Annotated in this window: 18 protein-coding genes and 1 pseudogene; 17 read left to right on the top strand and 2 right to left on the bottom strand. The window is 29.3% G+C overall.

Annotation, left to right across the window (positions count from 1 at the left end):
- The first annotated feature begins 317 nt into the window (after positions 1-317).
- The 6 genes from B5S50_RS21430 to ltrA all read left to right on the top strand — a co-directional run bounded on the left by B5S50_RS21430 (position 318) and on the right by ltrA (position 4708).
- Positions 318-566, top strand: a complete 249-nt coding sequence (locus B5S50_RS21430) for a hypothetical protein (RefSeq protein ID WP_254306680.1) — start codon at positions 318-320, stop codon at positions 564-566.
- Between the two features lie 43 nt (positions 567-609).
- Positions 610-759, top strand: a complete 150-nt coding sequence (locus B5S50_RS21425; RefSeq protein ID WP_254306679.1) for a hypothetical protein — start codon at positions 610-612, stop codon at positions 757-759.
- A 47-nt stretch (positions 760-806) separates the two neighbouring features.
- Positions 807-1337, top strand: coding sequence for a DUF2975 domain-containing protein (locus tag B5S50_RS02570; protein ID WP_217303002.1), 531 nt, complete (start codon positions 807-809; stop codon positions 1335-1337).
- A gap of 12 nt (positions 1338-1349) precedes the next feature.
- On the top strand, positions 1350-1556 hold the full coding sequence (locus B5S50_RS02565; protein WP_217303001.1) for a helix-turn-helix transcriptional regulator: 207 nt from the start codon (positions 1350-1352) through the stop codon (positions 1554-1556).
- A 46-nt stretch (positions 1557-1602) separates the two neighbouring features.
- Positions 1603-2772 (top strand): MFS transporter, encoded by a 1170-nt coding sequence (locus B5S50_RS02560; RefSeq protein WP_217303000.1) that lies wholly within the window; start codon positions 1603-1605, stop codon positions 2770-2772.
- A 514-nt stretch (positions 2773-3286) separates the two neighbouring features.
- Entirely contained in the window at positions 3287-4708 is a 1422-nt protein-coding gene (gene ltrA / locus B5S50_RS02555; RefSeq protein WP_217303757.1) for a group II intron reverse transcriptase/maturase, read from the top strand.
- Between the two features lie 227 nt (positions 4709-4935).
- On the opposite strand, the gene B5S50_RS02550 is transcribed toward ltrA, so the two are convergent.
- Positions 4936-5481, bottom strand: coding sequence for a flavodoxin family protein (locus B5S50_RS02550; protein WP_217302999.1), 546 nt, complete (start codon positions 5479-5481; stop codon positions 4936-4938).
- Positions 5482-6373: 892 nt separating this feature from the next.
- On the opposite strand from B5S50_RS02550, the gene B5S50_RS02545 reads away from it, so the two are divergent.
- The 8 genes and pseudogenes from B5S50_RS02545 to B5S50_RS21415 all read left to right on the top strand — a co-directional run bounded on the left by B5S50_RS02545 (position 6374) and on the right by B5S50_RS21415 (position 20193).
- Positions 6374-6988 carry a BrxE family protein gene (locus B5S50_RS02545; RefSeq protein ID WP_217302998.1) on the top strand — a complete coding sequence of 205 codons (615 nt, stop codon included), beginning with the start codon at positions 6374-6376 and terminating at the stop codon, positions 6986-6988.
- An 11-nt stretch (positions 6989-6999) separates the two neighbouring features.
- The gene (locus tag B5S50_RS02540; protein ID WP_217302997.1) at positions 7000-7785 is read left to right on the top strand and encodes a BrxA family protein; all 786 of its coding nucleotides are present in this window, start codon (positions 7000-7002) and stop codon (positions 7783-7785) included.
- A gap of 5 nt (positions 7786-7790) precedes the next feature.
- On the top strand, positions 7791-8339 hold the full coding sequence (locus B5S50_RS02535) for a BREX protein BrxB domain-containing protein (RefSeq protein WP_217302996.1): 549 nt from the start codon (positions 7791-7793) through the stop codon (positions 8337-8339).
- Between the two features lie 11 nt (positions 8340-8350).
- Positions 8351-11956: a BREX system P-loop protein BrxC gene (brxC, locus tag B5S50_RS02530; RefSeq protein WP_217302995.1), complete on the top strand. Its 3606-nt coding sequence runs from the start codon at positions 8351-8353 to the stop codon at positions 11954-11956.
- Between the two features lie 11 nt (positions 11957-11967).
- Entirely contained in the window at positions 11968-15675 is a 3708-nt protein-coding gene (locus B5S50_RS02525) for a DNA methyltransferase (RefSeq protein ID WP_217302994.1), read from the top strand.
- A 16-nt stretch (positions 15676-15691) separates the two neighbouring features.
- Positions 15692-18142: a PglZ domain-containing protein gene (locus B5S50_RS02520; protein ID WP_217302993.1), complete on the top strand. Its 2451-nt coding sequence runs from the start codon at positions 15692-15694 to the stop codon at positions 18140-18142.
- Between the two features lie 15 nt (positions 18143-18157).
- A pseudogene (gene brxL / locus B5S50_RS21420) lies at positions 18158-19503 on the top strand (protease Lon-related BREX system protein BrxL); the annotation flags it as partial.
- Entirely contained in the window at positions 19489-20193 is a 705-nt protein-coding gene (locus B5S50_RS21415) for a S16 family serine protease (protein WP_368041501.1), read from the top strand. The pseudogene brxL and the gene B5S50_RS21415, both read left to right, overlap by 15 nt.
- A 155-nt stretch (positions 20194-20348) precedes the next feature.
- On the opposite strand, the gene B5S50_RS02510 is transcribed toward B5S50_RS21415, so the two are convergent.
- Positions 20349-20555: an alpha/beta-type small acid-soluble spore protein gene (locus B5S50_RS02510; RefSeq protein WP_217302992.1), complete on the bottom strand. Its 207-nt coding sequence runs from the start codon at positions 20553-20555 to the stop codon at positions 20349-20351.
- A gap of 213 nt (positions 20556-20768) precedes the next feature.
- On the opposite strand from B5S50_RS02510, the gene B5S50_RS02505 reads away from it, so the two are divergent.
- From B5S50_RS02505 to clpA, 3 genes are all read left to right on the top strand, one after another.
- On the top strand, positions 20769-22487 hold the full coding sequence (locus B5S50_RS02505; RefSeq protein WP_217302991.1) for a cell wall-binding repeat-containing protein: 1719 nt from the start codon (positions 20769-20771) through the stop codon (positions 22485-22487).
- 253 nt (positions 22488-22740) lie between these two features.
- Positions 22741-23040 carry an ATP-dependent Clp protease adaptor ClpS gene (locus B5S50_RS02500; protein ID WP_217302990.1) on the top strand — a complete coding sequence of 100 codons (300 nt, stop codon included), beginning with the start codon at positions 22741-22743 and terminating at the stop codon, positions 23038-23040.
- A gap of 2 nt (positions 23041-23042) precedes the next feature.
- Positions 23043-25280, top strand: coding sequence for an ATP-dependent Clp protease ATP-binding subunit ClpA (clpA, locus tag B5S50_RS02495; RefSeq protein ID WP_217302989.1), 2238 nt, complete (start codon positions 23043-23045; stop codon positions 25278-25280).
- Positions 25281-25294 lie beyond the last annotated feature (14 nt).

Here is a 25294-nt window from a genome sequence, read left to right as displayed (position 1 = left end):
ATGATAAAATTCATAAATGTTTTTGAACGTCATAATTTTGATGCAGCGTCTAAGGTTAATGCTGTCAAGAATTTATTGGAAATTTTATAAATGCAACATTGTGCCCGTCTTATTTATAAAATAATTATTACATTTTCTATTAAAAAGGTTAACTGCTTTTTCTCCAGTGCAGTGGGATAGCCCGATATATTTAAATGTGCGTTATTAAAATACAATAAATTAATATCGAAAAACAATAAAAAAGTATTGAATTACGATTGAAATTGGTATATAATACAATAAAATATAAAACTCATACATAGGGGGTAGTATGAATAATGAGGAAAAAGTATATCAAAATATTTAGAAACTGTGTATTAGCTGTAATTTGTATAGTACTTGTAATATTTATGATTATACCAGATTATATTATGTGTTTTTTTTCAAGAGACTTTTATTTTAGAAAATATCCTTCCCACAAAAAAGTGTTGATATTGATGGGTAGTGCACATGTGACACTTGAAGAGCCGAAGCTTGAACAAGCGGGGTATAAGAAGGTGCTTTTTCCAGAAACTGAAAAAAATTAAGTTGCTTAAAGTTCACAATAAGAAACTCGTGTATCCAAAGGGAATGGCTTTTTATATTAAAAAGAGAATTAATTATGAAAAAAGTTGTATAGGTACTGTATACAAGACAGATGCTTTCAAAAAACAAGCTTCTATAGTAATTCAAGAGCTTAATAGAGAAGTAAAAGTAGTTGAACAGACAGGAGAAGAATAGACTGTGTAATTTAAGAAATATATGATAATTGGAGGGATGAATATAATATGTTTTGTAAAAAAATAAATTTAATGGAAAAACTTATTGTTAGATTTAATGGAGAAAAAAACTTTATAATAAGCTTTTTAAATGTAACTGTAAATATTTTCTTTGTAATGAGTTTAAGTAGTATGTTAATATTTCCATTTTTTTTAGCACTACCTTTTAATGTTCCTATAAAACATTTGATTTTTTTAGAGTTGGAATTAGCATTAACTAGCCTTATACTTTATGAGTTAAAGAATGTAATAGAGAGAATTAAAAAAGATAAGATATTTATTATTGAAAATGCAGATGGATTTACTAAAATAGGTATTTATGTTTTCCTCGGGGGTATTGTATATGAAGCAAATAGTATAATAAATGCATATTGTGAACCGCCATTTAAGCTTGATGGAATGCTGTTTAGATTTGGGGACGATGGGAATTTGAAACCTGATATTTTTGTATTTATAATAATAGCATGTATTTCTCTGGTTATTGGGGAAGTGCTCAGGAAAGCAGTAAAAATAAAAAATGAAAATGACTTAACTATTTAGGTGGGATAGATTATGGCAATTATAGTTAATTTAGATGTAGTGATGGCAAAAAACAAAATTTCCCTTTCAGAACTTGCAAAAAAGGTAGGAATTACCAATGCCAATTTGTCAATACTCAAGAATAACAAAGCAAAGGCAATAAGATTTTCAACACTTGAGGCAATTTGTCGTGAACTCAGCTGTCAGCCTGCAGACTTATTAGAATATAAAAAAGAATAATTAATACTCTTTTCACAATTAAAAATACGATAAGGAGAATTTTAAAATGAATGGGAAAAATAAAACTTTATTAATTATTGCAATTATATTTATGGCATTTAATCTGCGATCACCTATTACTGGAGTTGGTTCACTTATCAGTATAATAAAAACACAGTTAAATCTTTCTGGAAGTTCATCAGGAATTATTACAACCATTCCTTTGATTGCATTTGCTATTGTATCACCTTTTGTAAGTAAGTTAAGTCAAAAATATGGTTCAGGACACCTTATGTTTTATGCGCTAATTTTTATGGCAGCTGGAATTGTGATTCGTTCTTTTGCAGGGACATCAGGTCTATTTATTGGAACAGCCGTTATTGGTACAGGAATAGCAGTAGGTAATGTGATGATTCCAAGCATTATAAAATCTGAGTTTCCCTTAAAGATTGGAATGATAACAGGCATTTTTACCACCTCAATGTCTATTTTTGCAGGTATATCATCTGGAATTAGTGTACCACTTTCAAAAGATGCGGGTTTAGGATGGGAAAATGCGTTGGCAGTTTGGCTGATACTTGTAATTGTTACAATGCTAATCTGGATTTCTCAATGGAATTTACAATTGAAAGGCAAAAATGAATTTGCAAATGATAGTTCTGAAAAGAATGTGTACAAGTCATCTATTGCCTGGTATGTTGCTTTGTATATGGGTATACAATCATTTTTGTATTATTGTTTTGTGGCCTGGCTTCCTACGATTTTACAGGCAAAAGGAATTAACGTTGAGATTGCAGGATATTATGCTTCGGCTTATCAAATAATTGCTATTCCTGCATCCTTTGCTGTTCCTTTACTAGCAGTAAGAGGAAAAAATCAGAAGCTAGTAACAGGTACCATTTCCTGCATTTATGCAGTTAGTATATTCATGTTCTTGATCGCAAACAGTACTATGATTATTGCAGTTTCTGTTCTCCTATGCGGTTTATGTTCAGGAGGATGCATTAGCCTTGCAATGTCATTTATTGGACTTAGAAGCAGCGGGGCAGGGGAGGCAGCAAAATTATCAGGAATGGCACAATCATTAGGCTATACTCTGGCAGCTGTTGGACCTTTTATAATTGGAAGTATATTTGATTTATTTCACTCCTGGAATATACCACTTACGGGATTAATTATTATGGCAATATGTCTTCTTATTGTAGGAAATAAAGCAGGAGAAGATGTAACGATATAGTTATATAAACAGAGTTCTTGGCATCAGATGGTTTACTCCACCTGATGCTTATTAACAGGATTCTTAGTGCTTTAGCACTTAGAAGGCGTTATTCTTGTGCGCCCAGCATGGGCGCTTACTCGTCGGTGAAAGTCCGATATGGGGGTTGATAGTGCCAACCGTTAGCTTAAGACAAGGGTGTCCACCGTGAGGTGGAATCTGAAGGAAGTCAGCGGCAAAGCTCTGGTCTGACGAACAGAAACTACATATGAGGCATATGCTTGTGGGTGAATTTGCAAGACAAAACGAAACCCTAAACTATCCGAAGCAGGCGGTGTAAATGTAGCAGATATATGGAGTGAAAGTAAGCGTTCTTACCTGGGGAGGTCTTACAAATATATCACCAAAAAATGTATTTCTAGGTGATAACCCATATAGGGATATATGGCTGAATTGTAAGAAGTCAGCAGAGGTCATAATACCACGTGAAAACCCGTTAGCGTGGGAAGGACTGAACATTAGGAGGTTTTCAACTTTGATAAACTCAAAGATTCAAAATAAAAAGCAGATAACTCAATATAGAGGTCGCCTTGTAGAGGTAGAAGTGGAACTTCAAGATAAGCAAGGGGCGCTTAATGAAAATTTGGCGTTTACAAAGAGAGAAAGAGAAAACGATGAGTTAGACGATACCAGTAACTTACTCGACAGGGTATTAGAGCGTGGAAATATGCTTATTGCTATGAAACGAGTAATCTCAAACAAAGGAAGTCATGGTGTTGATGGTATGGGAATCGATGAACTTCGAACGTTTATCATTGACAATTGGCTGAGAATTAAAGAAAAGTTATTGGAAGGTAGATATAAGCCATCTCCAGTTAGGAGGGTAGAAATACCAAAGCCTGATGGTGGGATAAGATTGCTTGGAATACCTACTGTACTTGATAGATTAATACAGCAAGCTATAGCTCAAGAACTTAATAAAATTTATGACCATACATTCTCAGAAAGTAGTTATGGATTTAGACCTAATAAAAGTGCAAAGCAAGCTATACTTAAAGCAAAAGAATATATAAATGAAGGATATAGATGGGTAGTGGACATGGATTTGGAAAAGTTCTTTGATAAAGTTAATCATGATATATTAATGGAAAGATTATCAAAGAAGATTAGGGACAAAAGAGTTCTAAAATTAATAAGGGCATATCTTCAAGCAGGAATAATGATAAATGGAATCAAAGTAAATTCTGATGAAGGTACACCACAAGGAGGACCATTAAGTCCACTATTAGCTAATATAATGCTTGATGAGGTGGATAAGGAACTTGAGAAGAGAGGTCATAGATTTTGCAGATTTGCAGATGATGCAAATGTGTATGTAAAAAGTAGAAAAGCAGGCTTGAGGGTAATGGAAGGTATGAGAAATATACTCGAAGGACGCTTAAAACTCAAAGTTAATGAGAATAAAAGTTCAGTAGACCTTGTATCTAAAAGAAAATATCTAGGTTTCTCGTTCTACTTTGCAAAAAGTGGAGGAAATATAAGAATTCATGAGAAATCGTACAAAAGATTCAAGACAAGGATTAGAGAGATAACTAATCGAAATATGGGTATAAGTATGGGGTTAAGGATAAAGAAACTCAACGAATATACCGTAGGTTGGATTAACTATTATGGAGTAGCGAAGGCTTCCGCCAGAATAAAGGGACTGGATGAATGGATAAGAAGAAGGTTGCGGGCATGTATCTGGAAGCAATGGAAGAAGGTTAAGACTAGAGGTCGTAATCTCATGAAACTTGGAGTACCCGAGTACAAAGCTTGGGAATACGCTAACACAAGAAAAAGCTACTGGAGAATATCCAACAGCCCAATTCTTAATACAACTCTAAATAATAGATATCTTGAAAGTCTTAAATATAAAAGTATTTCCAAGAGATATCAACTAATTCATAAATCTTAATGAACCGCTGTGTACCGAACGGTACGCACAGTGGTGTGAGAGGTCGCTGAATAAAATAATTATTCAGCTCCTACTCGATTTAGGAAAAATCGTTATCCAGGGACGTAGCTGCTCGCAACGTACACTTGGAGAAGTGGGAGTATTAGAGCAGGTAGTCATCGGATAAAATGGAAAATGAGCATAGACTGTGCTTGTTGCACAAAAATCTATGCCCATTTTTTATAGTGTTAATCTAGTTTATTTACCAAATAAGCTACATTTTCAGAAAATCTCTTTACTGTTCTCATTCCTTCTTCATCCTTTAAAGCTTCACCAGGTTTTTGTCCGAAGACTACATTCCAGTATGTTGAGCCTGGTATAATCATGTCATTGTAGAGATAGAACATAAGCATTTCCTGTATTGATGATGTCTGGCCAGCACGCCTTGCAACAGCAATAGGTCCACCTACCATTCTGGATAAGAAATTTCCACCTTTCATAGATGCCATAGCGATTCTTTGAAGTGCTGTCATGAGCTCTGCTCTTGCAGTTCCCCAATAAACAGGCGATGCTGCAATGAGTCCCTTAGCTCCCTTTATTTTTTCAATTATTTCATCAAATCCGTCATTATAGCCTCCTTGAGGGTTCATGGAATCTTTTAAGTTCATTCCAGCTAAGGACACAACTTCAGCTGAAACACCATTTTGTTCTATGACTTTTGCACATTCTTTAAGTACTTGCACAGTGTTGCCTTCTGGATTTGGACTTCCGCTTAACAATATTACTTTTTTCATATGTAATATCTCCCTTCAATTTTAGAATATAACTACTCAACTTTCTCACATATAAAATTTTGACTTAATATAAAAATATTGTGAAACAAAGCTTTCGAGTTGAAAGTTGACAGTGGACAATTGACAGTGAAGGATGATTTTTCTCCGCTATGCTACGAAAAATCTTCAATTTAAAGGAAATTTATGTTCTTTTGTTTTTCATGGATACTCTTTTAGTAAGTAATTATCTGAAAATCATAGATTTTAAAACCTGCTTAAGCGATGTTTTGCATTAGCAAAACAAGCTTAAAAATAAATTAGTTTTCTGACGTAAGGAGGAAAACTCACCTTCATTGTCCTCTCAAGAAAATTTGCTATGCTCATGACCTTTTTCAATTGGAATTTTATAAATTCTTATACATTGAAAAAGTTGTTTCGCAATATTTTCAAACTGGGAAAGTTGAGTAACTATTATTACATAATCATAGTACTAAATAAGAACAATATCAATATTGATATATATTGTTTTGCATGATAAAACTTTATAGCTAATTAAAGTAATATTATACTAATTGTCTGGCTAAATTTCATAAATAGTATTAAATACAGGAAATAATAAGGATGAAACTGGTACTTTGGCAAGTAATGTAAAAATAATGTATTTTATCAAGTAGGAAGGATTTATATGGAGTGCATATAAAGAAAATGCAAATATTTTTAAAAGTTTAAAAGGAATTTGATAAATCACAAATTAGATGACTTTTAGAAAATCAAGATTAAAATTCTTGATTTTTTTGAGACTAAGCTGCTTTTGCAGTATAGCGACTTGATTTGACAAAAAAATACAATTTACCTGAATATAAATTTGATATATGTTATAATATAGGTGACTTAATTTGAAGAGGTGAGAATTTTGTATAAAGAGTTTTATTCTAATATAAAAAATATAGTAAACGGTACAGAATCAAAGTATTCCATTGATTTATCTCATATAATGGCGAGAAGACTAATTATCTATAAATTAGGTGAAATACAGATGTGGTGGAATAGTGAAATATTTACTAAAGAAGGATTATTGTATATGAAGAGTATGTTTCCTAATTCATATCCAATAAATATGATTATTACAGCTATGAGAACTGCAAAAAAAGTTGAAAGAGAGTATTTAAATAATTCGAACAATTTAGTTTCATTTTATAACTTAACTGATGAAATAGAAGATAGCATTGGAAAAATAACATCAGTGATTTGTGATGTACATGATGATTTAATTAAGAAAATTATTGATAATTTAATTGACAACGATGATATAGCAAAACTAAATAGTGTATTTAACGAAATTGAAATAAAAAAACCAGATAAAATTGAACCTCCAATTATTTATTTTGGAAATATAAAATATGATAATTTATTTAATAACGATGAAATTGATTTTAAAAAATTGAATAATATTTTACAACCATTACTTTTAGGATATCAAAATTCTGAACAAAGGTTATTAAATGTAGGTTACTATAATTTAGAATAGGAGTTGAACTGATGTTTCCAATTGTTAAAAAATATAATTCAAACATTAGAGCTGTTGGTACAAAAATACCAGAAACAATAGAATTTCTAAGATTGTATTCAAATAATTATGATATTGATTATGCAAAAAGTAAGATTGTTGATGAAAATATTTTCGATATAGATAATTTAAGAACAATTAAAAATTTATTTTCTACATTAAAGGCACGTTATGCATATGATAGTGAAATATACAGTGTGAGAGATTTAACAAGTATTGTAAACTCGTCTTTAGATATAGAAGTTATAAAAACTATACTTTTTTTATATTTTGCACAATATGAATATGCAGTATTTGAAGTTATGACTGAATGTATATTTCCATTAAAACAATACAAATTTAATATGCTTAATGGAAGTAACGTATTAAGTTTTTTTGCGGATAAAAAGTTAGAGCATCCAGAATACACTAAATGGTCAAAAAATAGTTGTGAAATATTTTCAAGTATGATGCTTACAACGGCAAGAAATTTTGGATTTCTTGAAAAGAAAAATAATAAAAAATACATAATAACGAGTAGGTTATTGCCTATAGAAACTGTAGGATACTTATTATACTACATAAAAAAGTATAATGAAGAAGTTTGTAATTCAATATATTTAAAATTGTTTTTAATAACACCTGAAGAATTGACATTTTATCTTAAAGAATTAACTAATCGAGGATTTTTAGAGTTCACAAAAACTGATGATAAAATAAATATAAATTTCAAATATAATTCATTAGAAGAGTATATAAAAGAAATTGTAGGCAGGTGACAATATTGAATATTAATAAAAAAATTAAATTATTTATAGATTGTATAGAAAACATGAAGCTTCCAGATAGTAGAGGGTCAAGACTATTTTGTATCACCATAGATGAAGATGAACAGGGCTTTTACTATGAATTAGATAACATAATAAAGGGACTTAATGGAAAAGGTGAGAACATTGAAAATATAAATATTAGCAAATTAGTAATAGATAATTTGCAAGAAGATAATATGTTAGAAGGAATAGTGGAAATAGAAAAGAATTCTCCTAACCTTATTGATAATCAGTATAGAATATTAGAAAAATATATTATTAGTAAAATAAATGACAAAGTTCAATCAAGTAGAGCAGATATAATTGTCTTATCAAGAATAGAATTTACTTATCCGTATGTAATTAATGTTTTTAGAATAATGATGGAGTTTGAGAATGAAACCAATAAATCTATTTTGTTAGTATTGCCAGCTGAAAGAAAAGGAGAAAACTTATATAAATATTTAAATAAAAAGGAAATATCAAGTCCAAGTTACAGAATAAAGGACATCACAGATTTTTAGGAGGAAATATTATGGAAATGCTAAAGAATATATTTGATTCCGATGTTATGGATAAAACTATTAATCCAGTTATAAAGGTAAATGATAATAAAGATGTTATAGCAGAAATACAAGAATATGTAGTTACTAATGAAATTGAAGAACATTATAAAAGATTCTTTGATGCTTATTTTAATAATAGTGCACCGGATACCTGTGTGTGGATTTCTGGATTTTTTGGAAGTGGTAAATCACATTTTATGAAGATATTAGGATATTTATTACAAAACCAAAATTATCATGGAATCGATGTAGTAAAAACAATTGCCAATAAAATAAAAAATAATGCTTTTCTTGCTGCTGATTTAAAAAATAAACTTACTAAACAAAACAATAAAGTTATTCTTTTTTCAATGACAGATGTATCATCGAGAGATAAAAGTTTACTTGAGTCAATATATTCACAAATAATGATAGCATTTGGTTATTCAGAAGATATTGAACTTGCAAATTATGAGCTTACTATGACATTGGAAGGTAAATATGATGATTTTAAAAGGATGGCTTTGGAGCTACAAGGTGAGAAATGGGAAAAATTTAGAGATATCAAATTTAATGATAGAAATAAGGTTTTAAGTTTAGTAATACCCAAACTATATCCTGAAGTATATAAAAATGGATTTACTCTTTCAGATGTGTTTATGAATCTAAACATTACAGCTGATAAAATTGCTAAACTTATAAAACAGTTAATGATATTACATTCAGAATATGACAATATTATAGTAATGATCGATGAAATGGGTCAATACATAGGAAATGATGAAGAAAAGATGATTTATCTTCAAGGAACCGCGGAAAGTATTGAAAAAATAGGAAAAGAACTTGGAAGAAAAAAAATATGGCTAGTTGTTACAGCACAACAAAAGTTGCAGGATATGATAGAAGATTTTGATGTAAATTCAAAAATAAAATTTAATCGATTGAGCCATAGATTTTCTACAAGATTAGATTTAAGGTCAGAAGATATTGATAGAGTAATAAAAGATAGAGTTTTAAGGAAAAAGGATAGTTATAAGCTACAACTAGAGAAATATTATAATGATAACGGTGGTGCTATTGCAGCAAATTTAAAAATTGAAAATTCGAGAAATATGTATATAGGTTCTGAAAATGTATTTATAGAATCTTATCCATTTTTAAATTATCACTTTTATATTTCAAGAGATTTACTTCAAGAAATGATGGGCCTAGATAAAAAAGAAGTAAATTATGGTGAAAGAAATATGATTAGGTTAACTCAGAATGTTCTTAAAAATAGTATGAAAGAAATGCCTTTTGGAACTTTTGTTACACTTGATTATATTTTTGATGCAGTTAAACAGGATATTGAGAATGAAGTGAGGCTTGATATTGAAAAAAAGATTCCAGATGTATTTGAAGGTTACGATAATAAAGAATTATATATAAAAGTTGCAAAAGCTTTATTTGTATTAGATCGTGTAAAGTACATAGGGAATAACATTAAAAATATTGCTACATGTCTTACTAATAATCCACTTTCTCCATTAGATGGAGGAGAAGTTAAAAAAGTTTTAAACGATTTAATTAATAAAGGTTTTGTTGGAAAAATAAATGAAGATGGATATAAATTATTATCGGTAAAAGAGAAAAAGTTTGAGGAAAAGGTAAGGGATGTATCTATTAGAAAATCGGATGTTGAAAGAAAAAGACGTGAAATAATAGAAGAATTATTAAAAGATACAAAATCAGGTATAAGATATGAAGGTTCAAAATTTGATATTAATATAAAAATTGATGGAGAGGAAAAGTCTAAAGGCGGTTTTATAAATTTAGAAGTATATACATCAGAAGAAGGGCAAATATTATTTGCAATGGAAAATAATGAAAAAGTAATTAAATGGTATTCCATAGATCAAATAGAAGTTACAAATATGATTATAAGAATGATGAAATTAGATAAGGCTATAGATGGTATAAGAAAAGATAACTCTGAAGAAGCCATTGCAATAAAGAGAGAAAAACAAATTGAATTCGATGGGTTAAAAAAAGATATCCCAAATAAAATAGAATATTCTTTGTTAAATGGGAAAATAGTTTATTGTGGTTCGGATTATAGACCTAAAGATTATGGGAATGCAGCCAAAAATATTATGGAAAAGTTTATTATAGAGGAATCAATTCCTAAAGTATTTAATAAATTTGAGGATGGAGCAGTAAATATTCAGCCTGCTGATTACAAAAAATATATTCAGGATGTTGTTTTAATTGATAGGCCAAAGGGTTCTTATCCTGATTTATGTGAATTGGGAGTTATGGAAGATAAAACAATAAAATTAGGTGGAGCTGTATATGATGCATTATATAGTTATATTGTAAATAAGAATAAGTGGAAAGAAGCGGTAATAGGTAGTTCCATTATTGAAGATTATAGTAAGCCTCCCTATGGTTGGGCACCTAATATAATTAAGCTTACTGTTGCAGCAATGCTCCGTGTCGGTAAAATTGAGATAAAATCTGATGGAATTAGATATGATAATTATAGTCAGTCAAAGGTAAAGGAAATATTTTTAAAGGACTCACTTTTTAATAACATAACAATTTTACCAATAGTTGAGGCAGATGCTACAGCAAGAATTCTTGCTAAAAATAGACTTTCTACTATATTTGGCAAGTATGCCATTGACACTGTTGAAGATTTAGCAAAAAAAATTAAAGAAGTATGCCTGGAAGAAATAAGCAAAATAACAACTATAAAGGATCAGGTCAAACATATTGAATTTTCTCAAGAAGTTATCAATAAATTAACCGAGAAGTCGAGAATATACGAGAAAATAGAAATAGCTGGCGATAATCAAAAGATTAATGATTTTGTTAAAATCACTGAAGAAGAAATACAGGAAATGTTTAGAATTGTCAAATTATCATTGAAATTTGTAAATACAAAAATAGATGAATACAAAGAGGTAAAAATTCAATTGAATTCTATAAAAAGGTTTTCTTTATATTTCCGTGGAGATGAAAAGTTAGATTTTGAAAGTAAAATAAATTCTATTACAGGAAGTATTACATCGAATTCTTTTATAGATAACTGGCAAAATATTTACTCACAATATTTAAATTTAAAAAGTAATGTAGATGCTTTATATATTAACAAACATAATGAATGTAATGATATATACAAAAAAACAATTGAAAATATTAAAACTAAATATGCAGAGCATAAAGATATTATAAGCAATGAAACTATGGAAGAATTTATAAGGCCACTATCTAATAAATTATGCGTTACTATAGATAAATGTGAAAATTATAAATGTGAAGAATGTAAACGCGATATACAATCTTTAGATAACGATATAGAAATACTTGAAACATTAAAGTCTGGAATTACAGCAAAAATAGATAATTTTATTAATCCACAACAGGAAGCAGTTAATCCTCCTGTGAAACATTTGGTAAAAACAACAAAAAATGAGGTATCGATAAAGCAACTTATTTTTGACACTAATAAAAAGGTAATAAAGAATGAAAATGATATAGATGAGTATATTGAAGAAATAAGGTTGAAGATGCAAAAACAAATACAACAGGGAAAAGAAATTTTTATTAGATAAGAGGTGGGAATATGAGTCTTAAAGATATTGATATAGGAATAAAGAAAATAAAGTTAATGCTTATAAATGATATAGAAAAGCAATTGAGATTTCTAGGAATTAGTTATGATAAAATTTATACATCAGAAGAAATAAAAAATGGTTTTGATGTAAATAGGAAATATAAGAGAAATCAAGTTCTCGATGTATTAATGAATGAATGTGAAAATGACGAAGCTGGTTCATTATTAAATGATATTAAAATCAGAAAGAAAAACTTAAAAAAGTTCATAAGAGAATGTGCTTTTGATTTTACAAATAAATTTTGTGCAATAAGATTACTGGAAGAAAGAAACTTGATTTCTCCAACAATAAAGAAATTCAAAGAGTATGGTGATAAATCCGAAGTACAGAAGAATTTAAGCAGGGTATCTTATGCGTTATTAGATAAAGATCCTTATGATGGCCTTAAACATGCTATAGAAGGAATATTAAGAGAATTATCTACGCAGATAAAGTTACTTTTTGAATTAAACGATGAGCACAGTTTGCTTTTCCCGGGACCAAAGACCATAAAGGAAATAACAAAGGTTCTTTTAGATGAAATTCCATCAGACGACTGGAATAGGGATGATTTTGTAGGCTGGACTTATCAATACTTTGTAGAGGATGAAAAAGAAGAAATAGAGCAGGCTGATACTCCTGAAGAAATAGCGGCAAAAACGCAAGTATATACTTATGACTGGATTGTAAAGTATATAGTTGATAATACTCTTGGCTCTTATTGGAATGAAATAGAATCAGGCAAAAGACCGCAGCAAGAAGTAGAAACAATAAAGTTGATAGATCCATCTTGTGGAAGTGGTTCTTTCCTTACATATGCCTTTGACAAGTATTATGAATTATACGTGGAAGAGGGGAAAATACCCGAGGAGCAAATTCCAAACTATATAATTAGTAAAAATATTCTTGGAATGGATATAGATGAAAGAGCAGTTCAGCTTGCAGCACTCAACCTTTATATTAAAGCAAAAGAAAAGAACAGAAATTCTCAAATAGAAAAATTCAATATTATTTGTACAGATAGCAGAATAAAAGGAGAAGTAAATATTGATAAGTATTTGATGTCAATATCAATAGATCCAAAGTTAAGAAATGTTATTGAAAATATAGTTAGAAAATCATTTGACTATATGCAGGAAAATAATTTACTTGGAAGTCTTATGAAGATAGAAGATGTAATTAATCCAATCATTGATGAATATGTAGGGGGAAGAAGAAGACCATCTATAAGAGAAGTTGAAGCCAAAAAAGAAAAAATATTAAAACAATCAGACCAAACGACAATGTTTAAGGCTGAAGTTCAGCAATTATCATTAGATAGTATAGAGGACATAAGGTACTTTGAATCCAGAGAGGAATTTGTTGAATATTTAAGACAAAAAATATTAGATTGTGTTGATTATGTTGTTACAAAGATAAATAAGTATAATGATATAAATAGCAGAATGTTTGCAAAAGATTTAAGTAAAGGGAGCAATTTTATTGGAGCAATGATGCAGAAATATGAAGTCGTTGTTGGAAATCCTCCATATCTGCATAATCGTAAAATGGGAAACAATTTAAGAAATTGCTTAAATAAAAAATATGAATCGACTAAAACAGACTTATATTCAGCATTTATAGAAAAAACAGTTTTTTTAAATAGAAAAAATGGGTATACAGGACTTCTTACGCCAGATACATATTTAAATTTAATAGCATATTCGTCATTAAGAAATTTAATAGTTGATAGTTTTAATTTAAAAATCTTTATTCATTTAGGTAAAGTATTCAATAATGTTGCAGTAAGTCTTGGTATATCCATATTTAATTATTCAAATCAAATAGTTGAATCAAAATTTATTGATATAACAAATATTAACAACAAAAAAAATGCTATTTATGATGATAAATATATTAGTAAAATAAATTTAAGGATATTTAAGCAAATAGGTAATTGTCAGTTTATATATTCTATGCCAGATGAAATATTAAAAACACTAATAGATGATAATAAATTAGTACCGAAATATGCTTTATGTAAACCAGGGATTAAAACAGCAGATAATTATAAATTTGTATATATGTACTGGGAAATAAAACAAAAGCTAAAAAGATGGAAATTATATTTAAAAGGAGGCTCACAAGGGTATTTTAATGACATAAATAATCTAATTGATTGGAATAGTGAAGCACAAAATTTTTATAAAGAAAATAAAAATTCACGTATAAGGGAACAGGCCTTTAGGTTTAAAGAAGGAATCACCTATAGTGTTATAGGAGGAAAAAATTTTAGCGCACGGTTTATGAAAAATGACAGCCTATATGATGTAGTTAGTCCGGCAATATTTCCCAAAACCATATCAATAAAATATTTACTTGGTTTTTTAAACTCAAAATTGTGCAAATGTTTGCTTTGGGCACTAAATCCAACAATATCATTTACTATGAATGATATTGAGAATATACCATTTAAAATAATTGAAGATGACGAAGTTATTGAAGATTTAGTGAATTTTATTATGTTAAACAAGATGTTGATTTTTAGTAGAAAAGTTAATTCATATATTTTTCAAGATCATATTGATATAAAAGAAATATTTGATAAGAAATATTTATTAAATAACAATCTTGAGACTATTTTTATTGAGGAAAGTAGTTATATTATAAATGAGATTTTGTTATACCAATATGGATATAATGAACAAACCATTGATTTTATAAAATTAAATTTCGGTAGAAGTATAATTAGTTTACCAATTATAAAAAATTATTATTTTAATCCTAAAATTTGTAATGTTGAGGGATGTAAAAATATAGATAGGATCTTATCAGAACATGAAACAATTGGAGATATTACTAAAAGTTGTGAAAGGGCATATAAATATATAAATAATTACTATTGCTCTAATATAGATTTTGAAGCATTTAAATCAGTAAAACCTTCATATATAGAATATACAGAAGAAGAAATTATAGAAATAACAAATAAAATCAGAAATTTATGCATGAAAAAAGGTTCTACTATAATTAGTATTTCTGAAGAATTAAAAATAAATCCTCGCTCTGTACTTGCTATAATGGAAAAAAATGATTTGTACATTGAGGAAGATTTAATAGAAACTGTTAAAAGATATCTCCAGAGTTTTGCAAGAAAAGCTTTCGATGATGATAGAGATGGTATTGTTCTTTTATCAGAGCTTGTTAACAAAATTCATGATGAATTGGATAAAACTTTTGGAGAAAGTGCTTCTTTTATTGAAACAGAAATTGTTAATATAATAGGCAAGAGTATAGAAAAATGGTTGCGTGATGATTTTGCAATAGATTATATAAACAATAAAGGTTATGACAAGAAAAAAGATAAGTATAAAGAAATTAGGAATCCCTGGGAGCCATTAATATGGAAAGGGCAGTCTTCTAAAAAGAATTTTACTGTTTTTGTATGGAGATATAAAATAACGCCAGATACTGAATTAAAAATAAGAAGTCAATATCTTGATAGTGAAATAGAATCTTATGAAAATAAAATTAAAGAATTAGATGAGAGATTATTGGCTTTAGAAGGAAAAGAGAAAAGTAATCTTGAAAAAGAAAAAGATGAAATATTTTATATTTTGGACGATTTGAATGAGTACAAGGAATGGATCAAAGAAAATGGTGTTAGATTAAGAGGAATGTGGTTTAATTGGGAATAAAAACGGGGTGTTTTGATTGAAAGACTACATTAAGAAATTAATTGATGATGCATTTAAAAATAAGAATATTGTTATATGGCATGATAATGAAAAATACTTTGAGAATTTTTTTAATGAATTTCATATGGATGGAGTAACCAATATATATTACACTAACAGCATTACTCAATTGAAATTTATGATAGAGAAAAGTGATCCTTATATAAAGAAAAAGTACCTTATTTATGTTACATCCGATAATTTTGATTGTGATTATGAATACTTTGGAAAAAGTATAACAGTTAATCTATTTGATATTCTTAACTTAACTTTTGGTATTAAATATAATAAAAAATTATTTGATTTTGCTAATGAATATAAGGATTATATTGTAACAAATTTTGATAAGTTAAAAGAATATTACAATGGTACTACCCTATCTGTAAATGATTTAAAAGATTTGGTACTTGAGGCTGTTTTTGAAATAAATCATTTTAATATGGATGATATAGTTATCAGATTAATGTTTGCACCAAATAAATCTAAATTATTTGAGTTAATTAAAAAACCAACGCTCTTAGATTATTTCTATCAAAGGTTACAGGAAAATTACGGAATAAAAATGCAAGAAAAAACTATTGAAAGCTTTATTGATAAAATTTCCTTTTTTATGATTGCTAATGCCTTTTACTATCAAGCTGATGGGAGAGGAATGAATTCTTATGAGTCTTTTATAATATCTGATAGTATTAAACGAGAGAGAATTTTCAAGTTTGTAGATGATGTTTGGAGAAATAATGATAAATATAAACAGGAATATATAGATTGCTGTAAAAAATATCAAGCCGATTTTATAAACGATTCAATAGATACAGTAGTTAATGATGCTGCTCTACTTGATGAAACTAAATGTGATATTTTTATTGATATTGATGAAAAACTATATAATGAGGTAAAAAAGAAGGTTAATGATGTTATATACAGTGAAAATGATATTAAACTATTGAATGATATTTATTACATTATAAAGATACGTCAAAACACATTTTGGAGTAAAAACAAGCTATTTACGAAATGGACAAGTATAGGTTACTTAATTGACTTTCTTAAAGCAAGTTTTGATTTTAATATTAATTATAAAGATAAAATGTATTTAAAAATTGAGGATTTGATAAGAGATTATATCAGGTGTCTTTATAAAATTGATTTTAATTATAGAAAGTTTAGAGAGGTACTAACAGAAATAGACGTAGAAGGGTTAACTATAAGTAAGATAAATCAAATTTATAATCTTTATCTTGATGATATTAATTATAAATATAGTATGCTTGTAGAAAAATTGCCTGAATTTAAGATAGATGGTATGGCTAACCAGCAAATAGTTTGGAAAGATTTTGTCGGACAAAAGGGCAGAAAATGTATAATATTTGCAGATGCTTTAAATTATGAACTTGGAAAAGAATTAGAAGGCAATTTAAGTGAATTTAATACTGAATTTACTGCAATGTTAAGTTCACTTCCGTCTATAACTGAAGTAGGGATGACAAAGTTAATTATGAATCCTGATGAAAGTATGATATTAAAAAGCGAAAATTCGGGCATCTCAATTATAACTGATAAATGTAACAAGAATTTTGTACAGAGAAATAGCAGAAAAGAAAAGATGATGAATGATGTATACAATATCCAGTTTGAAGAAATTTCAAATTTGTTAATGCGAAGTATAGGTGACATTCAGGACAGTATTGCAGTTTTTTCAAGAGATATAGATAGTATTGGGGAATCAGGTATATCTTTTGGAATAGAAATATTTAAAAATAATATAAGAGATATAGTTAAAGTAGTTAAATTGCTTTCACATAAAGGATATATAGTGTTTATAACATCGGATCATGGATACTTATATACAACAGATAATAAAGCAGTTAGGGCACCACAAGGGAAATATTTAAAGATTTCATCAAGATATGGGATTGGCAATGATATTCAGGGCGAACACATAGTGAAGAACAGCAGTTGGTGTAACATTCAAAGTAATTTTGATATAGTATTTGCAAGAGGAATTACAGAATACAGTATGAAAGGCGGAAATGTGGAGTTCGATCATGGTGGAATATCATTGCAAGAAAATATAATACCATATATTAAAGTTGAACCATTAGTAGAAGAAAGACAAGACAATGTTAAATATGAGTTTAAGGTTCCAACAAAAATTAAAAGTAAAATTATTAAAATATGTATACAGTGTGATAAAGAAAGTATAGGTTTAGATATTGTTATAGCACTTGAAGGTAACGGATATAATGATAAAAAAAATTTTTCAGTTCAAATAGAAAATGGACATACGGAGATAAAGTATAGGTTAAATCAAAAAATTCCGCCTAATAATGAGTACATTGTTATTAAAGTGTTTAATGAAGAAACACAATTAAAAATGTATGAGAGTAGAGCATATGTTGATTTATTAGATGACAAAAAACTATTTTGATAGTAGGTGATATGAGTGCTGGATAATTTAGATAAATTAGGGTTTGAATGTTTTGAAGGTCGAGTCGTAAGAAAAGACCTGGTACGAAAATTAAAAGTAGGATATAATGTACCCTCATATGTTCTTGAATATTTATTAGGAAGATACTGTGGTGTTGATGATGAAGAGGAAATAGCAAGGGGATTACAATCTGTAAAAAATATTTTGGAAAAACATTATGTATCACCTGATGAAAGCGAAAAAGTTAAAGCTATTATTAGAGAAAATGGTATGTATAGAATCATAGATAAAATATCAGTTAAACTAGATGATAGAAGAGATAGATATTGGGCCGAACTTCTAAATATGGGGCTTAAAGAAGTAAATATCGGTGATGAACTTGTAAAGAAAAATGATAAGTTATTAGGCAGCGGTATGTGGGCTATACTTGATATAGGATATGATACGGAAATGTATAGTAAGGGTGGAACAAGACCATTTGTAATAAAAGAAATAATTCCCATACAGATGGCATCGTTAGACTTACAGGAAATTAAAGAAGGAAGATCAGAATTTAATACTGAAGAGTGGATGGATTTTGTACTACGAAGTGTTGGCTATGAACCAAATGAAATGGAGAGCCAGAGAGTAAAACTATTATTTATTTCAAGGTTAATACCACTTTGTGAGGCTAATTTTAATTTAATAGAATTAGGACCAAGAGGAACTGGAAAGTCTTATGTTTATAGAGAAGTTTCACCGTATTCTATTCTTGTAAGTGGTGGAAAAACGACAGTGGCAAATTTATTTTATAATATGAGCTCAAGACAAATTGGATTAGTAGGATACTGGGATACTGTTGCATTTGATGAGGTTGGAGGCTTGAAATTTGGAAATTCTGATGCCATACAAATTATGAAAGATTATATGGAATCAGGCAGCTTTTCGAGAGGAAAAGAAGAAATAGGTGCATCAGGTAGCATGGTTTTTATTGGTAATATTAATGGTAATATTGAAAGAATAAGTGAAATTTCTCATTTGTTTACGCCACTTGTACCAGAAATGAGGGATGATACTGCATTTCAGGATAGGTTGCATTTTTTTTACCGGGATGGGAAATACCAAAAATGTATCCAGAACTGTTCACGTCACATTTGGGATTAATTGCAGATTATTTTAGTGAATTTTTAAAAGAAATGCGTAAAGTTTCTTATACGGATATAATAGATGACTATTTTAGATTTGGAAAAAGTTTAAATCAAAGAGATGTTAAATCAGTTAGAAAGACAGTATCAGGATTAGTAAAGATACTTCATCCAGACGGAAAATTTGTCAAAAATGATATTGAAAATTATCTTATTTTTGCAATGGAAATGAGAAGAAGAGTAAAGGAACAAATGAAAAAAATAGGAGGATTAGAATTCTGGGCAACTTCATTTTCATACATTGATATAGAAAGTAGTCAAGAAAAATTTGTTACTTTAAAAGAAAAATCAGGTGGAAAAGTAATACCGGAAAACAACTTATCTCCTGGAGAAGTATATACAGTTGGTATAGATTTGGATACTCAAAAACCTTCAGTATTTAAGATTGAAGTTCAGACTACAACTGGATCAGGTATTCTATTTACTGGCAGTATGTCAAGAGCTATGAAGGATGCTGCAAATAATGCGAGAACATATATAATGACTCATGCTAAAAGTCTTGGTGTTGAAAAACAGATTAATGAATGTAAATTACATATTAATGCAATTAATCTAATGCAATCTAAAGAGGGCAGCGAGACAGGAATGGCATTTTTTGTGGCTATAATGAGTTCTCTTACAAGTAAATACATTAAAAAGCAGATAGTAGTATTAGGGGAAATGTCTAATAAAGGTACAGTAAGTCCGGTGAGTAATCTAATTGAAGCACTTCAGGTTTCATTAGATGCTGGAGCCAAGACTATAATAGTACCGATGAATAATTTAAAAGAAATTTCAGGAGCACCACAGGATTTAATGGCGTCTATTACACCAGATTTTTATCAAACTCCTGAAACTGCAATTTATAAGAGCTTAATATTAGAATAAGATAATGAATCACGTAATAATTTAATATTCTTTAAATAATGTTAGAATTTCTAACATTATTTGTTGTAAAAATCATCAACTTTATATATAAAAATGAGGAATATTACCAAGATAAAACAGTTAGTACCTCTAAGGATGCTAACTGTTTTTTACAATTACTTATCTATTAAATTTTTTTCAAATTCCTCTACCATTTTTTTAGTCATTAAGCCGCCAACAAGTCCGCCATTATGGCCATTTAATTTTGAAGTCTTGTTTCCCTTATAATCGTTGTTAAATTCCATGCCAAATTCGTTTGAATATTTTGTTTTCAATTTATCCAGTTTGGGTTTTGCTTCTGGAACTAAAGGTCTTCTACTCATAATGTAACACCTCCATTTCAATATTAGTTTTATACTTTTATATGAAGATATACTTAGTAATTTATTCATTTATTTGACAGTTAATTTAATCTCATAGTAAAATATAAATAATATAATAAATTTTAGAAGAATTTATGTATGTATTATCAGATATTAAAAAATGAGTAATATATACATTTTTACTTAGTTTACATAAAAGGGGAGAACAATATTATGAATAAAAAATTTATCAAAGTAACTATGGTTTTGACCTGTGCCATTATAGTATCATCTTTCCATAATGTTTTTGCAGACAGTGGAAAGTATTACAATATTTCTAGAATATATGGTGTTAACAGGTATGAAACCTCTGCAAATATAAGCAGACAATTTGATTCAAAAGAAGTAAAAAATGTGATATTGGCATCAGGAAAAGATTTTCCAGATGCTCTCGCAGGTTCTGTACTTTCAAAAAAATTAAATGCACCTATTTTGCTTATGGATGATGTTAATGATCCTTCTCAGTATGACTCTTTAAGTTATATAGAAAGTCATGTATCTAAAGATGGAACTATATATGTTTTAGGAGGAGATGCATCTGTAAGTCCACAGGTTATAAGTTGTTTGAATAAGTTAAATTTTAACAATATAAAAAGACTTGGAGGAAAGAATAGATTTGAAACCAACAATTCCATAGTTGATGAAATAAATCCTTCAAAAGGTACTCCTGTAGTGCTTGTAAATGGATTAAATTTTCCAGATGCACTTAGTATATCAAGTGTAGCAGCTTCTAAAGGATATCCTATATTTATGAGTTTATCTAATTCTATTCCAGATAGCATAATTCAGAAGATAACTTCTATAAATCCATCTAAGATCTATATAGTTGGTGGAACAGGTGTATTGGATAGTCAAGTTGAAGATCAGCTTAAAAATGCTATGGCTTATATAAAAAGCGATGATTTAGTTAGAATTAGCGGCAGTAATAGGTATGAAACCTCAATTAAAATAGCTAACTATTTTAATTTGGATTCCAAAAGCGTAATTTTAGCTAATGGTGAAAATTTTCCAGATGCTCTATCTGGTAGTGCACTTGCTTCAAAATTAAATGCACCTATAGTGTTAACTGATGGAGTAAATGCAAATGTACAAAAAAAATACATAGATGATTCAAAATACACAAGCCTATATATTTTGGGTGGACAAGGTTCTGTAAATTCTTCCATAGAAAATAGTTTTAATGGTACTAAATTAGATCTTGATGGAGATTTTCAAGGAAATAAAATAATTGATTTTAAAACTGCTGATGTAAATAATGATGGAAAACCTGAGAATGTTATATTAGCCTGTAAAGGTGATGATTTAAGTCCAATATTATATGTGCAGGATGCTTCAGATGGAAAAGTAATTGATTCCAAGACTATTAAAGACTTTTCATCTGGGGAAGGGGATATCGTACTTGCAGACATAAATGGAGATGGAACCCCAGATATTACAGCAGTAGTTGAAAATGGGGGAAATAGTTATATACAAACTTGTGATATAGAAACTTTAAAAGATAATAAATTTGTTGAACTTGGAAAATATGGTGCTGAAAATTGTTTAAATCCTTTTCCTGAGAGTGACCTTTCTTTTAACCTTGATGGATATGATACATTAAAAATGTATTCAAAATCTCTTGATAAGACTTGTTCTGTGGATTTGACAGGAGATGAAGGCATACAAAATATTAAAAAGGATGGAGAAAGTTTAGATCTATACGTAGGTCATGGACCAAGATTTACAGTGTCTGACATAGATGGTGATGGAGTATATGAATTAAAGGTTTATGAAGATATATCGGGAAGCTGTCATGCAGATGTGATTGGATGGGCCAAAGGATCTTATAAATACAAGGATTCATCTTTGAAACTTATTAATATTGATATGGGAAGTTATTATCCTGTAAAGTAAAAAATAGCATATAAAAACATCCTTCTTATGGGGATGTTTTTTTACATACATGTAATTAATTACTTTCCAGATGTGTATAATTGAAGCTTCTGTGATCTACTTTTCCAGTAATATCAATTCATTATTGTACACTTTGAAATTAAATTATGTTAAAATGATTTTATGTATTATATATTTAGACATTTGAAAAAATAGGCTAGCATATTGACTGGTTATTTCTTTGAAAATGCCTTACACCTATGGAGTTGTTAAAATGACGCAAAAAACTGTTTTAAAACAAAATCCTCAATTGAAAATTAAACCACCTTCTATGTATAAAGTCATTATACACAATGATGACTATACTACTATGGAATTTGTAGTTGAAGTTTTAATAAAAATATTTGAAAAAAGTGCTGTAGAAGCTACCCAAATAATGTATGATGTACATAGAAGAGGTATAGGAGTAGCAGGTGTATATGTTTATGATATTGCTGCTACCAAAATAATGCAAGCTGTAAAGATGGCGGAGAGCAGTGGGTTCCCACTAAAATTTAGTATGGAAGAGGAATAATTATGAAACTAGATAGAATAGTAAATGAAATTATGACTGCGGCTTACAATGAAGCAAAATATTGTAAGCATGAATATTTTACACCAGAACATTTATTATATGCTGCTTTATTTTTCCCAGAGGGAATGGAAATAGTAGAAGGATGCGGCGGAAGTGTACAGGATATAAAAAAAGATTTATTACAGTATTTTAGTGATAATATAGAAGTTACAGAAAAAAAAGAGCCGCTGGAAACTGTAAGTTTGCAAAATGTATTAACCTCTGCGGGAGAGCATGTTTTAGCAGCTGAAAAGGAAATAATAAAATTAGGAGATATCTTTATATCCATATATGATGAAGAGCAGAGTTTTGCCAGCTTTTTTTTAAAAAAACAAGGGATAAAGAGAATAGATATATTAAATTATATAACTCATGGAACTCCAGCAAATATGTTTAATTATAATATTGAAGATGATGCTATATATTCATCTGACGAACAGGATATGCCCTTATTTTTTCAAATAGAAGATTTCTCAGTAGAACTTACTGAAAAGGCAAGAAATGGTGAAATAGATCCTTTAATTGGTAGAGATGATATACTTAGTAGAACAATTCAGGTGCTTTCAAGAAGAAACAAAAATAATCCAATTCATGTGGGAGATCCAGGGGTTGGAAAGACAGCCATCACAGAAGGACTGGCGAGCCTGATTGCAGATGGCAAAGTGCCTAAAAATTTAAAAGACAGTAAAATATATTCCTTGGATATGGGGTCTATTTTAGCAGGCACTAAGTACAGGGGAGATTTCGAAGAAAGAATAAAAAATATATTGAAGAAAATAGAAAAGGAAGATAAGGCTATAGTATATATAGATGAAATACACACTATAATAGGAGCGGGATCTGTATCTGGTGGGTCTCTTGATGCTGCAAATATTTTAAAACCTTTTTTGACTAGTGGGAGAATTAGATTTATAGGTTCTACTACTTATGACGAATACAAAAAGATATTTGAAAAGGATAGAGCCCTTGCCAGAAGATTTCAAAAAATAGAAGTACCGGAGCCTACTGCAGAAGATACTTATAAGATACTTTTAGGTATAAAAGGACAGTATGAAAAATTTCACAATGTGGTTTATGAAGATGAAGCTTTAAAAGCAGCAGTAGATTTATCTATAAAATATATAAATGATAGGTATTTGCCAGACAAAGCTATAGACGTAATAGATGAAACTGGTGCCTATGCAAGGCTTCATGGAAAAGATGAAGAACAAATAGTTATTGAAAAAAAACACATAGAAAAGACAATTTCATCTATGGCAAAAATACCAGAGGGAACTTTGTCACAGGATGAGACAAAAGTACTTAAGGATTTAGATAAGATTCTTAAAGAAAAGATATTTGGACAGGATGAAGCAGTAAAGGCTGTAGTAAGGGCAATTAAAAGGTCAAGAGCTGGATTTAATGAAGACAACAAAACCGTGGCAAATCTCCTTTTTGTAGGCCCGACAGGTGTAGGAAAAACGGAAATAAGTAAACAGCTTTCAAATGCTTTAAATATTCCATTAATAAGGTTTGATATGAGTGAGTATCAGGAAAAGCATACAGTGGCAAGGCTTATTGGCTCTCCACCAGGATATGTAGGATATGAAGAAGGTGGACTTTTAACAGACACTATAAGGAAAACTCCTTACTGTGTACTGCTTTTAGACGAAATAGAGAAGGCACATCCAGATGTACTTAATATAATGCTGCAGCTTATGGATTATGCTACTCTTACAGATAATACTGGAAGAAAAGCTGATTTTAAAAATGTAATACTTATAATGACCTCAAATGCAGGAGCAAGGTATTTAGGAAAGTCACTTATGGGATTTGGGAATAGAATTGTAAAAGATGATGCAATTTCCCAGGAAGTAAATAGAGTATTTTCTCCAGAATTTAGGAATAGATTGGATGACATAATATTTTTTAATGGAATGAATGAACAGATGGCATATCGTGTAGCACAAAAAGCCATGGGTGAATTTGAAAAGCAACTTTTAACTAAGAATATAAAGATAACAGTTACAGATAATTGCTATAAATGGCTAGCACAAAAAGGCGTGTCATTAGAATATGGTGCAAGAGAGATAATGAGGATAGTAAAACAGAAAATAAAACCCTATTTTGTAGATAAAGTGCTCTTTGACAATAAAATTAAAGATACCGTTAGCGTCATAGATATAGAAAATGATAGCATAAAGATTAAAGTAGAAGGATAGTAAGTTAAATATTA

The sequence above is a fragment of the Clostridium sp. 001 genome (assembly GCF_019056555.1).
Lineage (GTDB): Bacteria > Bacillota > Clostridia > Clostridiales > Clostridiaceae > Clostridium_B > Clostridium_B ragsdalei.
Note: the sequence above shows the minus strand (reverse complement) of the source record. Positions and strands in the feature narration are given on the sequence as shown.